The 14,280-nt window shown below is 74.3% G+C and carries 11 protein-coding genes; 6 read left to right on the top strand and 5 right to left on the bottom strand.

The genetic code is table 11. The features are described from left to right. On the bottom strand, positions 1–514 hold a 514-nt coding region (locus ACJOT3_RS08825), incomplete at its 3' end, for a hypothetical protein (protein WP_406970723.1). A 73-nt stretch (positions 515–587) separates the two neighbouring features. Next, a complete protein-coding gene (locus ACJOT3_RS08820) occupies positions 588–1,430 on the bottom strand; it encodes a hypothetical protein (RefSeq protein ID WP_406970721.1) in 843 nt (280 codons plus the stop codon). 464 nt (positions 1,431–1,894) lie between these two features. On the opposite strand from ACJOT3_RS08820, the gene ACJOT3_RS08815 reads away from it, so the two are divergent. The 4 genes from ACJOT3_RS08815 (at position 1,895) to ACJOT3_RS08800 (ending at position 5,280) form a co-directional block, all read left to right on the top strand. Beyond that, on the top strand, positions 1,895–2,464 hold the full coding sequence (locus tag ACJOT3_RS08815; protein ID WP_406970719.1) for a hypothetical protein: 570 nt from the start codon (positions 1,895–1,897) through the stop codon (positions 2,462–2,464). Positions 2,465–2,524: 60 nt separating this feature from the next. Beyond that, complete coding sequence (locus ACJOT3_RS08810) at positions 2,525–3,337, top strand: DUF3592 domain-containing protein (RefSeq protein WP_406970717.1); 813 nt, start codon at positions 2,525–2,527, stop codon at positions 3,335–3,337. Between the two features lie 127 nt (positions 3,338–3,464). After that, complete coding sequence (locus ACJOT3_RS08805; protein ID WP_406970715.1) at positions 3,465–4,004, top strand: hypothetical protein; 540 nt, start codon at positions 3,465–3,467, stop codon at positions 4,002–4,004. 94 nt (positions 4,005–4,098) lie between these two features. Next, a complete protein-coding gene (locus ACJOT3_RS08800) occupies positions 4,099–5,280 on the top strand; it encodes a hypothetical protein (protein ID WP_406970713.1) in 1,182 nt (393 codons plus the stop codon). Between the two features lie 256 nt (positions 5,281–5,536). Here ACJOT3_RS08800 and ACJOT3_RS08795 read toward each other — a convergent pair whose 3' ends face one another. Beyond that, the gene (locus ACJOT3_RS08795; RefSeq protein ID WP_406970711.1) at positions 5,537–7,324 is read right to left on the bottom strand and encodes a tetratricopeptide repeat protein; all 1,788 of its coding nucleotides are present in this window, start codon (positions 7,322–7,324) and stop codon (positions 5,537–5,539) included. A gap of 550 nt (positions 7,325–7,874) precedes the next feature. On the opposite strand from ACJOT3_RS08795, the gene ACJOT3_RS08790 reads away from it, so the two are divergent. Next, positions 7,875–8,828, top strand: coding sequence for an aldo/keto reductase (locus ACJOT3_RS08790; protein WP_406970709.1), 954 nt, complete (start codon positions 7,875–7,877; stop codon positions 8,826–8,828). A 68-nt stretch (positions 8,829–8,896) separates the two neighbouring features. Here ACJOT3_RS08790 and metX read toward each other — a convergent pair whose 3' ends face one another. Both metX and ACJOT3_RS08780 read right to left on the bottom strand, forming a co-directional pair. Next, positions 8,897–10,066: a homoserine O-acetyltransferase MetX gene (metX, locus tag ACJOT3_RS08785; protein WP_406970707.1), complete on the bottom strand. Its 1,170-nt coding sequence runs from the start codon at positions 10,064–10,066 to the stop codon at positions 8,897–8,899. Continuing rightward, on the bottom strand, positions 10,063–11,370 hold the full coding sequence (locus tag ACJOT3_RS08780) for a bifunctional o-acetylhomoserine/o-acetylserine sulfhydrylase (protein WP_406970705.1): 1,308 nt from the start codon (positions 11,368–11,370) through the stop codon (positions 10,063–10,065). Before ACJOT3_RS08780 ends, metX begins: the two co-directional genes overlap by 4 nt. Positions 11,371–11,538: 168 nt before the next feature. Here ACJOT3_RS08780 and ACJOT3_RS08775 point away from each other — a divergent pair, with 168 nt between their 5' ends. Beyond that, a complete protein-coding gene (locus ACJOT3_RS08775; RefSeq protein ID WP_406970703.1) occupies positions 11,539–14,025 on the top strand; it encodes an ATP-dependent Clp protease ATP-binding subunit in 2,487 nt (828 codons plus the stop codon). Positions 14,026–14,280: the final 255 nt, after the last annotated feature.

Genomic DNA, 14,280 nt, shown 5'->3' with positions numbered 1-14,280 from the left:
GGGCGGCGGCGAGCCCGGGCGGGGCCTCGTCGAGCAGGGCGCCGATCCCGGCCCGGTGCTCCAGCAGCAGTTCGGCGGCCGTGTCGGGGGGCAGGGCGCGGTGGCAGCGGTGGGCGAGGGCGGCCAGTTCCAGGCCCAGCAGGTCGGTGTCCAGGGCGGGGACGCCGTCCAGGCGGGAGGCGGGCCACCAGCGGGCCGCCCAGTGGCCCAGCGCCAGCGCGGCCAGGGGGCGGGCCAGGTCTCCGGGGTCCGCGGGAACCCGGACGGGGGCGGTGCCGGCGGCGGCGACCGCGCGGGCGGTGTCGGGGCCGTAGAGGTCCCACAGCCAGCCCTGGGCAGCGGACACGTCGTCCAGGTGCGCGTCGGGGAGGTCGGTCGTGGTGACGTCCGGCCAGGTCAGCAGCCCGCCCTCGGCGTCGACCACCGAGGACGCGAACACGGGCGGGGCGGCCGGACGGTCCACCACGGCGACGGTGACGCCGCCTTCGACGGCGGTGATCTCCACGTCGGTCATGCCGTCACCCCGCGAACGCCGAGGGCGGCGGACCGCCCGTGCCGGGACCGGAGGACAGGGAGGGGTCGGTCGCTCATGCGGCGCTCCCGGAGGCGTCGGCGGCCCCGTCACCGGGGACGGTCAGGGAGCGCAGCACGGCGCGCACGCGGGCGCGGTGGTCGCGCAGCACCGAGTAGGCGATGCCGTCCAGCAGCGCCCACAGCTCCGCGGTGTCGGACACCGGAACCGCGTGGGCGTCGCGGCCGTGCAGGCGCGCCCACAGGCGGCGCACGTAGGCGGTCCACGGGTCGCGCAGGGCGCGGGCCAGGTCGGCGAACGGGCCCTGTTCCGCCGCGGGGTCGACGGTGGCGCGGCGGGCCCGGGACACCGACGACTCGCGCCGCCAGCGCCGGTCCACGACCCGGTGCGCGGCGGTGGGGCCGGCGTCCCGGCCCAGCGGGTCCAGGCCCACGGCCAGGCGGCCGCCGACCAGGAGCGCGACGCGCAGGGACTCCTCGGTGAGCCCGAGCGGCGCGCAGGCGCGCGCCACCTCGGCGTCCACCAGTTCGGGCACCGGCGGCAGGTCGTCGTGGCCGGGGGCGCGCAACAGGGTGAAGACCCGCTCGTAGACGCTGCGGTCCAGCGGCGCGGGCAGGGCGGTGGTGGAGGCCCCGGCGCCCACGGCCGGCGGCGGCGGAACGGCGGCCGCGGTCAGACCCAGGTGCGCGGGTGCGCCGACCCGGCCCCACCCGGAGGCGGCCCCGACCCACAGCGCCGCGCCCAGCGCGCCGCCCCGCGCCCCGTCGACCAGTTCCGCGAACGCCTCCGCTCCCCCACCGTCCGGGCACCCGTCCAGCACCGCGTCGGCGAGCGCCCGCACGTCCGCCCCCGGCACGACCACCGGGGCCGCTGCGGCCGCCGAGACGGATGAGTCCATCGAGGCAGGTGTGACCTCCGGGGCGGACATGCTGACCGGAGCGGATGCGTCCACCGTCCCGGGTGCGACCGCCGGGGTGGATATGCCCCCTGGGGCCGGTGCAACCTCCGAGGCGGATGCGGCCGCCGGGGCAGATGTGCTGATCGAGACGGATACGTCCGCCGTCCCGGATGCGACTGCTGGGGTGGATGTGCCCGCCGCCCCCGGCGCGACCACCGAGGAAAAGGGCCCACCGAGGCAGGCGCGACCTCTAGGGCAGATGCGTCCGTGACCGGTGTGACCTCCGAGGCGGATGTGCCCGCCATCCCCGATGCGATCGCTGAGGCAGGCATGACCGTCGCGGCGGATGTGTCGGTCGGGGTAGATGCGCCCACCGGTCCGGGGGTGTCGGCCACGGCGGCCGGTCCCACCGATGGGCGTGTGTTCGGTGCGGGGGGTGCCGGCAGGGGGCGGGACTTCCAGGCGTGGGTGAGGGCGGCGGCGACGGTGCGGGCGCGGGCGGGGTCGCTCAGGTGCTCGCGGAGCGCCGCCACCGTGCGGCCGCCGTGGTCGGCCGCCTCCAGGACGGCGGCGCGGGCGACCTCCTCGGCGCCGGGTCCTCGGGGGTCCCCGTGCTCGGTCGCGAGTTCGAAGCAGCGCTGGAAGTACAGGTCCTGCGGGTTGCCCTCGACCACCTTCAGCGCCCGGCGCGCCTTCTTGAGCAGCGCGAACCAGCGGGCGGTGGCGACCAGGCGCGGCCCGTCGGCGAGCAACAGCCCGGCCGCCAGGTCGGCGGCCCGGGCGGTGAGCAGGTCCCCGGCCAGGTCGGGGCGCAGTACCGGCCGCAGCACCAGCGGCAGGACGACCAGTTTCACCGTGCGGGTGAGCGGGGCGCCGTCGGGGCCGCTCAGCGGTTCCAGGCCGGGCCCGAGCGCACGCCAGGCCCGGTCGATGACCTGCGACCGGGGGCGGAGGCGTTCGTCGGGGATCTCCGGCACGCCACGACGATACCCGGCGCCCGCACACCGGTTCCGCACCGAACCTGGGATCGGTAGGCGGCGGTCCCGGTGTCGACTGTTCCCGACAGCAAGATCCGATCGCCGAGGAGGCGTCCCATGACCGTGGTGAAGGCGATTCTGCGCCTGGTTTTCGTCATCGAGGTGCTCATCGCACTCGGGCTGCTCGGCGGCTATGTGTGGCTGGGGCTGAACTCCCCGGCGAACGCGTTCCTCAGCCCCTGGGAGACGTACATGGGGATGGCCATCGCCGGCGGCGTCCTACTGATGACCTCCTTCTTCACCCTGAGAATCGTCTCCTCTCTGTCCGGGCTCGGCGGCGCGAAGGCGATGGCGAACGCCCCCATCGCGATCGGCACCGTCACCGACTGGCGCCGCACCGGGCTGACCGTCAACGACAACCCGCAGATCGCCATCACCCTGGACGTGGAGACCCCCGAGGGGTACCGGTTCACGGCCGTGGCCAAGGAGCTGCTCGACCCGGCCGAGGTCGGCCTGCTGGAGTCCGGCGCCACCCTGCCGGTGCGCTACCGCCCCGACCGCCCCGGCGTGGTCGCCATCGACCGCAGCGGCGACCGGGCGGCGGCGCAGGCGGCCTTCGACGCGGTGATGCTGCGGGCCGGGCTGACCACCCCGCGGGCGCTGGAGATCGCCGCGCACGGGATCCCCGCCCAGGGTGTGATCACCGAGGTCCGCCCCACCGGGAACCTGGTCAACGGCAACCCGGAGATGGACGTCGAGGTCGCTGTCACCCGGCCGGACGGGAGCGTCTTCCACACCCGAACGGTGAAGCGGCTGCCCGCCCGCCTGTCGACGTCCCTCCAGGTCGGCCGTGTGGTCACCGTCCACTACATCCCGGGGCAGGAGGACGAGATCACCATTCAGACCGCCGCCAACCCCGGCGTCCACTGATCCGGGTGCCGAAAGCGGCCACCCCGCCGCGTTCCCCACCGGGAAGGGCCTTCGGTACGCTGTTCCGTCGCCGGACGGAACGCGGGCGCACGAGCAGGCGCAGAACACGAAGGCTCTGGGAGGACACATGTCGGTCGGAGAGCGGCTCCGGGTCCCCATCGGGGCCGCGCCCGGGTGGTCGACCGCCCCCGACGCCCGGCGGGTCCTGGTGGTGGCGCACACGGTCACCGCGCTGACGAGAATCCTCGACATCATTCCGCTCCTGGAATCCGACCCGCGGGTGCAGCTCGTCTTCACACGGGCCCGGACCTCGAACTTCCGCGAGGGGGTCACCGAATTCCTCACCGACATCGGCGCGGTGGTGGCCCCCTGGGAACAGGTCGTGGACGAGGAATTCGACCTCGCCGTTTCCGCGAGCTACGGCGACGACCTGCACCTGATCAAAGCCCCGATGGTCGTTTTCTCCCACGGGGCCGGGTATAATAAGCTGATGAAGCCGGAAAGCCGGAAAGCCGGAAAGCCGGAAAGCCGGAAAGCCGGAAAGCCGGAAAGCCGGAAAGCCGGAAAGCCGGAAAGCCGGAAAGCCGGAAATCGACCGGGAATTCCCCGAGGAAACGGGCCCCGGCCCCGCACCCCACCCCGACCCCGTCTTCGGCCTCTCCCGTGAGACCCTCCTGCGCGACGGCGCCGTCATCCCCCAGACCCTCGTCCTCTCCCACACCGAACAGCGCGACCGCCTCGCCGCCGCCTACCCCGAGGCCGTGGACTCCGCCGTCGTCGCCGGCGACCCCACCTACGACCGCATCCTCGCCGGACTCCCCTGGCGCGACCGCTACCGCGCCCACCTGGAGACCGGCGACCGCCGCCTGCTCCTGATCAGCTCCACCTGGGGCCCCACCTCCCTCCTCGGCGCCCGCCCCGACCTCCCCCTGCGCCTGCTGGAAGAGCTGCCCGTCGACGAGTACCGCGTCGCCCTGGCCCTGCACCCCAACGTCTGGCACGGCCACGGCCCCTGGCAGGTGCGGGCCTGGTTGGCCGACGCCGAACGTGCGGGGCTGCGCGTCCTGCCTCCCCGCAGCGGCTGGCAGGCCGCCCTGGCCGCGGCCGACCACGTCATCGGCGACCACGGGTCGGTGACGTTCTACGGCGCCGCCCTGGGCACCCACACCATGCTCGGTGCCTTCCCCGACCACGAACTGGCGGCCTCCTCCCCCATCGCCGGGTTCGGGCGCGCGGCGACCCGGCTCGACCCGGACGCGCCCCTGCTCCCCCAGCTGGCCGCGGACGCCGCCCGGCACACCCCGGACCGGTTCGCCGCCACCACCCGCCTGCTGACCTCGATCCCGGGCGGGTCGGCGGCGGTGCTGCGGTCGACGTTCTACAAGCTCCTCGACCTGGCCGAACCGGCCCGGCCGGTACGCGTCGCCCCGCCCGAGCCGCCGGTCGCGTACCGGCGGGGGTGGCCCGACACCGCGGACGTCCCGCCGCTGATCGCCACCGCCGAACCCGACCCCGCCGACCCGGCCGCCGTCCGGGTGGCCCGGCACCCGGCCGATCCGGTCTCCACCGGTCGGCTGTCGCTGCGCCGCCCGCACACGGTCGTGCACGCCGACGAACCGCAGACGCGGTGGCGCGACGCCGCCGACGTGGTGCTGTGCGGGCCCGCCGACGGCGACCCGTGGCGGCGGCTCACCGACGCCCTGGCCGCGCTGCCCGACGCCCGGCTGGCCGCCGAGGCCGACGGGGACGCCTGCCTGGTGCTGGACCGCGACGGCGTCCGCCACCGGCTGGTCCCGCGGGGCGCCGCCGCCCCGGACCCGACCGCGTACGCGTCGGCGTTCCTGCGGCTGCGCCGCACCGTCGCCGGACCGGACGGGCTCGTGTGCACCGTCCGGCTCGGAGACCGCACGATCCGCGTCGCGGTGGAGCGCCTCGGCCCGTGAGCAGCCCCTGGCCGCCGGTGGTGAAGCGCTTCGACTCCGGGGCAGTCTCCCGCCGCGCAGCCCGACCGCCGGTGGTGAAGCGCTTCGACCGCTGAGCAGTCCCCGGCCGCACAGCCCGACCGCCGATGGTGAAGCGCTTCGACTCCGGAGCGGCCCTTGGCCGCGGCGACCTGGCCGCCACCCGTCACCGACCACCGGGCATCCGAGAGGCCCCGGGCCCCACCCGAGCACCGGACGGAGCCCAGGGCCCGAGCGCTCAGCCCAGGTCTGCGATCCGGGACCGCACCCGCGCCGCCTGGTGGCGGGCCCTGGCCCGCGTGTAGTGCTCCAACGCCGTTTCCAGGGCCGCGCGGGTGGCGGCCCGGTCCACCGGCTCCAGGGCGTCGGCCCGCTTGACGTACATGTCACCGATCCGGCGGTCGTCGCCGAGTTCGGTGTGCAGTTCGACCGCGATGGCCCACTGCTCCAGGGCCTGGTCCAGGTCGCCGCAGGCCAGCAGCAGGTCGCCCAGGGCGGCGCCGACCCGGGCGCGGTTGTGCAGGTCGTCAGGGCACTTGAGGACCACGAGGTTGCGGGCCCGGAACAGCAGCTCGCAGGCGGCGTCGCGGTCCCCCTGCTCCAGGCGGACCTGGGCGAGCTTGCGGGCGGCGTTGAGCACGGCCCGCGGGTCGAGCGGTTCGGTGGCCTCGGCGACGGCCAGCGCCTCCGCGAACCGTTCGGCGGCCGGGGCCGGGCGCCCCTCCTCGCGTTCCACGTCGCCGACGGCCTCCAGCGCGGTGAGCAGCACCAACGGCTGTGCCGGTTCGACCTCCCGGGCCAGTTCCAGGGCCCGTTCGGCGTCCTCGCGCGCCTGTTCCAGGGCGTCGTCGCGCCGGTAGGCGATGGAACGCTGCACGCACAGGCGGGACAGCCGGGCGGGCGACAGGTGGTGGGTGCCCAGGGTGTGCCGGAGCAGCTCGGTGTGGGTGTCGACCACGTCGGCGAACAGGCCCGAGGTGAACCAGTACGCCCACAGGTGTTCGCACAGCTCGGCGGCGCGCCGGTACTCGCCGCGCACCGCGGCGTGCATGACGGTGGCGCGCAGGGCGGCCCGGTCGGGGGCCAGGGCCAGGCGGGCGGCCTCCCCGTCCTCGAAGCGGACTCCCGCCGCCTCGGGGAACGCCGAGTCGTGGTCGAGGTCGGCCTGGAGCCAGCGGCCGGGCAGCAGCGCCCGGTGGGCGGCCGCGGCCAGCTCGAAGTAGTGGTCCAGGACCCGCCCGAACACGGCGGCCCGGTCGTGGGCCCGCAGCCCCAGCTCGCGCTGGGCGCGGGCGGTCCGGAACCGGTACCTGTCCCGCGGCACGCCCTCCTCCCGTACGCCCTCCTCCCGCACGAGGGTGAGGACGTCCCCCTCGACCAGGGCCGCCAGCAGGGTTCGGGCGTCCTCGCCGGACAGGACGCGGGCGGCCACGGCCGCCCCGAAGTCGGTCTCGGGGTGGCAGGACAGCGCCACGGCCGCCGCCCGCACCGGCGCGGGCAGACCCGCGCCCTCGCCCTCCCCGTCCTCCCGGTCGGCCGAGACCCGGACGGGGGCGATGAGGCTCCGGTGCACGGCGGCCAGCGCGTCGGCGGCCTCCCGCCGGCGCAGCCGCCGGATGTTGCGCCCCACCTGCAAAAGCAGGTGCGGACTGCCTCCGGTGTAGTCGACCAGGTCCTCGATCAGGCGGCGTTCCTCGTCGGTCTCGGGTGCCATCCCGGCCTTGGCGCACAGCAGTTCCACGGCGTGCTCGGCCGCCAGGGCGCCGATGCCGATCCACTCGTCCCGCACGTGCGGCAGGACCTCGTCGAACTCGAAGTCGTGGGGGGTCGCCACGACCGTGAGGCTGCCCGGGGAGGTGGAGACGAAGGGCAGGACGTCGTTGACCCCGGCCGGGGCGTCCACCAGGACGGCGACGGCGCCCCGGTCGGCGAACTCCCCCTGTAGGCGGGCGCGCCTCTTGCGCTGCCCGGCGGGGATCTTCTCGACCCCCATCTGCCGCAGGATCTCGTTGACGGACTCGGCCACCCCGTCGCGTTCGACGTCGGCGAAGAAGTAGCCGCCCCGGAAGCGCCGCGGGTCCCGGACGAAGACCTCGTGCAGGACCTTGAGCCCGAACGCGGTGGCCCCGCTGCCGCGGGGTCGCCTGGACGACGAGGATCCGGGAGTGCGCGCCGTCCTCCAGGGCGAATTCGCGGGCCCGCTCCAGCTCCCCGCCGCGGTTGACGAACAGGGGCGGGGCGGGGACGGCGTAGTGCGGACCGGCGTCGTCCCGGGGCCCGGTCATGTTGACGGTGATGTCGCGCCCCATCACGGAGGTCCCGCCGCTGACGTCGCCGATGCTGTTCTCGGTGCGGGAGGGTCCGGGCCGTTCGTCGCTCAAGGTGCCGCCTCACGGGTGTCGCGCTGCCGGGGGTACCGGCAGCCTACCGACCCGGTCCCGCACGGTCCCCCGTCCGCCCCGGAGCGTGACCGTTTCCGGCCACGGTTCCGGGCCTGGCCGGGGCACTGGCCCGGAGGCGAACGGTGCCCTAGCCTGTGCGCGGCAGCATTCACCCCCGTAAGAACCGTGGTGAGCATGAACGACGTCAAGCCCCGTCCCCTCGGCGATTCCGACCTGTGCGTCTCCCGGCTGTGCCTGGGCGGGAACGTGTTCGGGTGGACCGCGGACGAGCCGGCCTCCTTCCGTGTCCTGGACGACTACGTCGCGGGCGGCGGCACCTTCGTGGACACCGCCGACGGCTACTCCGCCTGGGCGCCCGGCCACCGGGGCGGCGAGTCCGAGACCGTCATCGGGCGCTGGCTGGCCGACCGGGGCCGCCCCGAGGGCCTGGTGGTGGCCACCAAGGTGAGCGAGCACCCCGAGTTCCGGGGCCTGTCGGCGGCGAACGTCCACGCCGCCGCGGACGCCTCCCGCGAGCGTCTGGGCGTGGACGCCATCGACCTGTACTACGCGCACTTCGACGACGCCGCCACCCCGCTGGAGGAGAGCGCCCGCGCCTTCTCCGAGCTGGTGGAGGCGGGCAAGGTGCGCCACATCGGCCTGTCCAACTACACGCCCGACCGCATCCGCGCCTGGCTGGACATCTGCGCCGACCAGGGCCTGCACGCCCCGGTCTGCGTCCAGCCGCACTACAGCCTGCTGGAACGCGGTGTGGAGGAGGCGCTGGTGCCGCTGGCGCGGGAGCGCGGGCTGGCCCTGCTGCCGTACCACGGGCTGGCGCGCGGCTTCCTCACCGGCAAGTACCGGCCGGGCGGCCCGGCCGTGGACAGCCCGCGGGCGGGCCGGGCCTCGGCGTTCCTGGAGGACGAGCGGGCGCTGCGTGTCCTGGCCGCCCTGGACACGGTGGCGGAGCGGCTGGGCGTGGCGCAGGGCGCGGTGGCCCTGGCCTGGCTGGCCGACCGGCCTACGGTCGCGTCGGTGCTGGCCAGCGCCCGCAACCCCGAGCAGCTGGCGGATCTGCTGGCTGTCGACTCGCTGGTGCTGGACGAGGAGTCCACCGCCCTGCTGACCGAGGCCTCCGCGGCCTGAGATCTCGCAGGCCGGGGCTTCGAGCTCCGGCCCGCACCTCACCGCCCCCGCCGGTGCCGCCGTGCGGCTCAGTCGGCGTCGTCGAGGAGTTCCCGGACCAGCTCCCCCACCCGGTCCACCGCGAGCAGGAACCCGTCGTGCCCGTACGGGGAGGAGATCACCCGCGCCCGCCCCGGCACCGGCAGGTGCCGGGCGATCTCCTCCTGCTGCGTGAGCGGGTACAAGTGGTCGGTGTCCACGCCCGCGACGAGGGTGCGTTCGGGCATGTCCTTGAGGGCGCGTTCGATCCCGCCCCGGTCCCGGCCGACGTCGTGCCCGTTCATGGCCTCGGTGAGCACCACGTAGCTGGCCGGGTCGAACCGCCGGGCGAGCTTCCACGCCTGGTGGTCGAGGTAGGACTCCACCGCGAACCGGCCCCCGCGCCCCGGTTCCTCCCCGTCCTGGGGGCGGCGGCCGAACCGGGTGTCGAGCTCGCCCGCGCCGCGGTAGGTGACGTGGGCGATGCGCCGGGCCACCCCGAGCCCGTCGACCGGGGCGCGGCCGGTGACGTGGTAGTCGCCGCCGAACCAGTCGGGGTCCGAGCGCACCGCGTGCAGCTGGGGCGAGGTCCAGGCGATCTGCCAGGCGGTGGTGGCCGCCGGGCAGGCCAGCACCAGCGCCCGGTCCACCCGGTCGGGCAGGGTGAGCGCCCACTCCAGCGCGCGCATCCCGCCCATGGACCCGCCGACGACCGCCGCCCAGCGCTCCACCCCCAGCGCGTCGGCGACCGCGGCCTCGGCGCGGACGGTGTCGCGCAGGGTGATGGGCGGGAACCGGCTGCCCCAGGGCCGCTGGTCGGGTGCGGTGGAGGAGGGGCCGGTGCTGCCCTGGCAGCCGCCGAGGATGTTGGGGGCCACCACCAGGAACCGGTCGGTGTCCAGGGCCAGGCCCGGGCCGACCAGCCCGTCCCACCAGCCCGGGGTGGGGTGGCCGGGCCCGGCGGGACCGGCGACGTGGGAGTCGCCGGTGAGGGCGTGCAGGACCAGGACGGCGTTGTCCCGGCGTGTGTTGAGCCTGCCCCAGGTCTGGTAGGCGATGCGCACCCCGGGCAGGGCCTGCCCCGATTCGAGTTCCAGGGGTGCGGGCAGGTGGACCCGGCGGCGCTCGCCGAGCGGGTCGCCGTCGCGCCACCCCCCGGCGGGGCCCTCGCGCAGGGGGCCGTCCCACCGGGTGGCGGGACGGCCGGGGGTGGTGGTCACCGCAGCGCCCGCGCCGCCCGGAAGCCGAGTTCCAGGTCGGCCTTGAGGTCGTCGGCGTTCTCCAGCCCGACGGCCAGGCGGACCAGGCCGGGGGTGACGCCCGCGCTCAGCTGCTCCTCGGGGGTGAGCTGGCTGTGGGTGGTGCTGGCCGGGTGGACGATGAGGCTGCGCACGTCGCCGATGTTCACGAGCTGGCTGAACAGCTCGGTGCCGTCGACGAACGCCTTGCCCGCGTCCACACCGCCGCGCAGGTCGAAGGAGACCACCGCGCCCGCGCCCCGGGGCAGGTACCGGGCGGCGAGTTCGTGGTGGGGGCTGGAGGGCAGGCCCGCGTAGTAGACCTTCTCGACCTCCTCCTGCTCCTCCAGCCAGGTGGCCAGGGCCAGGGCGTTGTCGACGTGGCGCTCCACGCGCAGGGAGAGCGTCTCGACCCCCTGGAGGATGAGGAACGCGTTGAGCGGTGCGATGGCCGCGCCGGTGTCGCGCAGCAGCTGGACCCGGAGCTTGGCGGCGTAGGCGCCCGCGCCCAGGGCCTCCCAGTAGCGCAGCCCGTGGTAGCTGGGGTCGGGCTCGCTGAACCCGGGGAAGCGCTCGGGGTCGGCGCCGAAGTCGAAGGTCCCGGCGTCCACGACGGCACCGGCGATGGTGGTGCCGTGCCCGCCCAGGTACTTGGTGGCCGAGTGCACGACGATGTCGGCGCCGTGCTCGATGGGCCGCAGCAGGTAGGGGGTGGGCACGGTGTTGTCGACGACCAGGGGCACACCCTGGCCGTGGGCGGTGTCGGCGACCGCGCGCACGTCCAGGACGTTGCCGCCGGGGTTGGCCAGGGTCTCGGCGAAGTACAGCTTGGTGGTGGGCCGGGTGGCGGCGCGCCAGGCGTCGGCGTCGTCCTGGTCCTGGACGAAGTCCACCTCGATGCCGAGCTTGGGCAGCGTGTAGTGGAACAGGTTGTAGGTGCCGCCGTAGAGCAGGGCGCTGGAGACGATGTGGTCGCCCGCCTGGACGAGGTTGAGGACGGCCGCGGTGACGGCGGCCGAACCCGAGGCGAAGGCGACGGCGGCGACGCCGCCCTCCAGGTCGGCCAGGCGCTGTTCGAGCACGTACTGGGTGGGGTTGCCGATGCGGGTGTAGATGTTGCCGGGCTCGGCGAGGCTGAACAGGTCGGCGCCGTGCTGGGTGTCGCGGAACGTGTACGAGGTGGTCTGGTAGATCGGTGTGGCCCGGGCGTTGGTGGCGGTGTCGGGGGCTGCTCCGGCGTGGATCTGCCGGGTCTCGAAGGACCAGCGGTGTTCGGGGTCGGTCATCGGCGCACCTGTTCCTTTAATCCAGATAGGAAAAGTAGGGAATTGATCACAGCGTAACACCGCCGACCCCCGGACACCAGGTCTTCGACGGAATCCGTTACCGGACAGCGGACACTTCATCACTTAGGGTTATGAAGTCATTCCACTTTCGCCCGGGGGACGATCACGATGACCACCGACTTTCCCGACGACGGCGAGCGCTCGTTCGACGAGTTCCTGGCCCGCTTCCTGGGTTCCTCCCGCGGCCAGGTGCGCCGCGTGGACATGTCCAAGCTGATGAGCCCCGAGGCCCGCCAGGTCGCCGACGCCGCCGTCCGCCGCGCCCTGGAGAACGGCAGCGCCGACGTCGACAGCGTCCACCTGCTCTGGGCCCTGCTGCGCTACCAGCCCACCCGCGACCTCGTCGAACGCACCGCGGGCGACGCCGGGCGCCTGGAGGAGGTCGTCGACCAGGCCGCCGCCCACACGCCCCGGTCGGTGCGCGCCTCGGCCCGGCTCACCCCCTCCGCCAAGCGCGGCCTCCTGGACGCCTTCCAGATCGCCCGCGCCACCGGCAGCTCCAGCATCACGCCCGAACACCTGCTGTTCGCGCTCGCCGTCAACCCCGACAGCTCCGTCGGCCGGCTGCTGCGCGACTCCGGGGTCACCCCGCAGAACCTCCAGCAGGCCGCCGGCCCCGCCGCCACCGTGGAACAGGCCGAGAACGAGCCGTCCACCACGCCCACCCTCGACGAGTTCGGCACCGACATGACCGGACTCGCCCGCGAGGGCCGCCTGGACCCGGTCGTGGGCCGCGACGACGAGGTCGACCAGTGCATCGAGGTGCTGGCCCGGCGCCGCAAGAACAACCCCGTCCTCATCGGCGACCCCGGTGTCGGCAAGACCGCCATCGTCGAGGGGATCGCCCAGCGCATCTCCGACGACGACGTGCCCGAGACCCTGCGCGGGCGCCGCCTGGTCCAGCTCGACCTGGCCGGGATGGTCGCCGGGACCCGCTACCGGGGCGACTTCGAAGAACGCCTCACCAAGCTCATCGACGAGATCCGCGCCCAGTCCGACCGGCTGCTGATCTTCATCGACGAGATCCACACCATCGTCGGCGCCGGGGCCGCGGAGGGGTCCATGAACGCCGGGAACATGCTCAAGCCCGCGCTGGCCCGCGGCGAGCTGCACATCATCGGCGCCACCACCATCGACGAGTACCGCAAGAACATCGAGAAGGACGCCGCCCTGGAACGCCGGTTCCAGCCCATCCTGGTGCCCGAGCCCTCGGTCGAGGACACCATCGAGATCCTGCGCGGCCTCCAGGACCGCTACGAGGCCCACCACCAGGTGCGCTTCGCCGACGAGAGCCTGGTGGCGGCCGCCGAACTCTCCGACCGCTACATCACCGACCGGTTCCTGCCCGACAAGGCCATCGACCTGGTCGACCAGGCGGGCGCCCGGGTGCGGCTGCGGATCCGGGCCTCCGGCTCCAACCTGCGCGACCTGGAGGAGCGGCTCAAGGACCTGGAGGAGCAGAAGGAGAAGGCCGTCCAGGACGAGGACTACGAGCGGGCCTCGGCGCTGCGCGACGAGATCAACGCCGCCCGCAGCTCCGTCCACCAGGCGCGCGGCACCGGGTCGGCGGTGCCGGAGGTGACCGCCGCCGACATCGCCGAGGTCGTCTCGCGCAGCACCGGCATCCCCGTCGCCCAGCTCACCCAGGAGGAACGCGAACGCCTGGTCGGCCTGGAGGACGTGCTGCACGAGCGGGTGATCGGCCAGGACGAGGCGGTCACCGCGGTGTCCGAGGCCATCCGCCGCTCCCGCGCCGGGCTGGGCGACCCCGACCGGCCGGTGGGCAGCTTCCTGTTCCTGGGCCCGACCGGGGTGGGCAAGACGGAACTGGCCAAGGCGCTGGCGGTGGCGCTGTTCGGGTCCGAGGACGCGCTGGTGCGGATCGACATGAGCGAGTTCCAGGAGCGGCACACCGCCAGCAGGCTGACCGGCGCCCCGCCCGGATTCGTCGGGTACGAGGAGGCGGGCCAGCTGACCGAGGCGGTGCGCCGCCACCCGTACTCGGTGCTGCTGCTGGACGAGATCGAGAAGGCCCACCCCGACGTGTTCAACCTGCTGTTGCAGCTGCTCGACGACGGGCGGCTCACCGACGGGCAGGGGCGGACCGTGGACTTCCGCAACACGGTGGTGATCATGACCAGCAACCTGGGGTCGGAGGCGATCACCGGCGGGGCGCCGATGGGGTTCACGGGCGACGGGCAGATGGACCCCGACACCGAGCAGCGGGTGATGCGGCGGCTGCGGGAGGAGTTCCGGCCCGAGTTCATCAACCGGATCGACGAGATCGTGGTGTTCCACCAGCTGGACCGCGAGGAACTGGACCGCATCACGCGGCTGATGCTGGCCGAGACCGAGCGGCGGCTCAGGGCGCAGGGGGTCACGATCCGGTTCACCGACGAGGCGGTGGGGTGGCTGTCCCGGCAGGGGTACCAGCCCGCGTACGGGGCGCGGCCGCTGGCCCGCACCATCCAGCGCAACGTGGGGAACCGGCTGTCGCGGATGGTGCTGGACGGGCAGATCGCCGAGGGCGACGACGTGACGGTGGACGTGGGCGGGAACGAGGAGCTGCTGATCTCCACGGCGCCCCCGGCTTGAGGCGGGGGCCGACGTGCGGCGGTGCGGCGGTGCGGTGGCGCGACCGCGATGTGCGGCACCGCTGATGTTCAGTGGTGCCGACGTTCAGTACCACTGACGTTCAGCAGGGGTGATGGTCGGAACACGGGCCGCCCACCGGCCGGGGCCGGGGCGGGCGATGTTCAGTGCCGCTGATGTTCAGTAACACTGACGTTCCCGAGTGCCGACATTCAGAGGTGCTGACGTTCAGGGGTCCTGACGTTCAGCGGGAGGACA

This window comes from Nocardiopsis protaetiae (genome assembly GCF_045446735.1).
GTDB lineage: Bacteria > Actinomycetota > Actinomycetes > Streptosporangiales > Streptosporangiaceae > Nocardiopsis > Nocardiopsis protaetiae.
This window is presented reverse-complemented; position numbering and strand designations above follow the sequence as displayed.

Coding starts and splice junctions, on each gene's coding strand:
- ACJOT3_RS08805 (WP_406970715.1), top strand. CDS start 3,465: ATGTCGGTCGGAGAGCGGCTCCGGGTCCCCATCGGGGCCGCGCCCGGG.
- ACJOT3_RS08790 (WP_406970709.1), top strand. CDS start 7,875: ATGAACGACGTCAAGCCCCGTCCCCTCGGCGATTCCGACCTGTGCGTC.
- ACJOT3_RS08780 (WP_406970705.1), bottom strand. CDS start 11,370: ATGACCGACCCCGAACACCGCTGGTCCTTCGAGACCCGGCAGATCCAC.
- ACJOT3_RS08820 (WP_406970721.1), bottom strand. CDS start 1,430: ATGGACTCATCCGTCTCGGCGGCCGCAGCGGCCCCGGTGGTCGTGCCG.
- ACJOT3_RS08775 (WP_406970703.1), top strand. CDS start 11,539: ATGACCACCGACTTTCCCGACGACGGCGAGCGCTCGTTCGACGAGTTC.
- ACJOT3_RS08810 (WP_406970717.1), top strand. CDS start 2,525: ATGACCGTGGTGAAGGCGATTCTGCGCCTGGTTTTCGTCATCGAGGTG.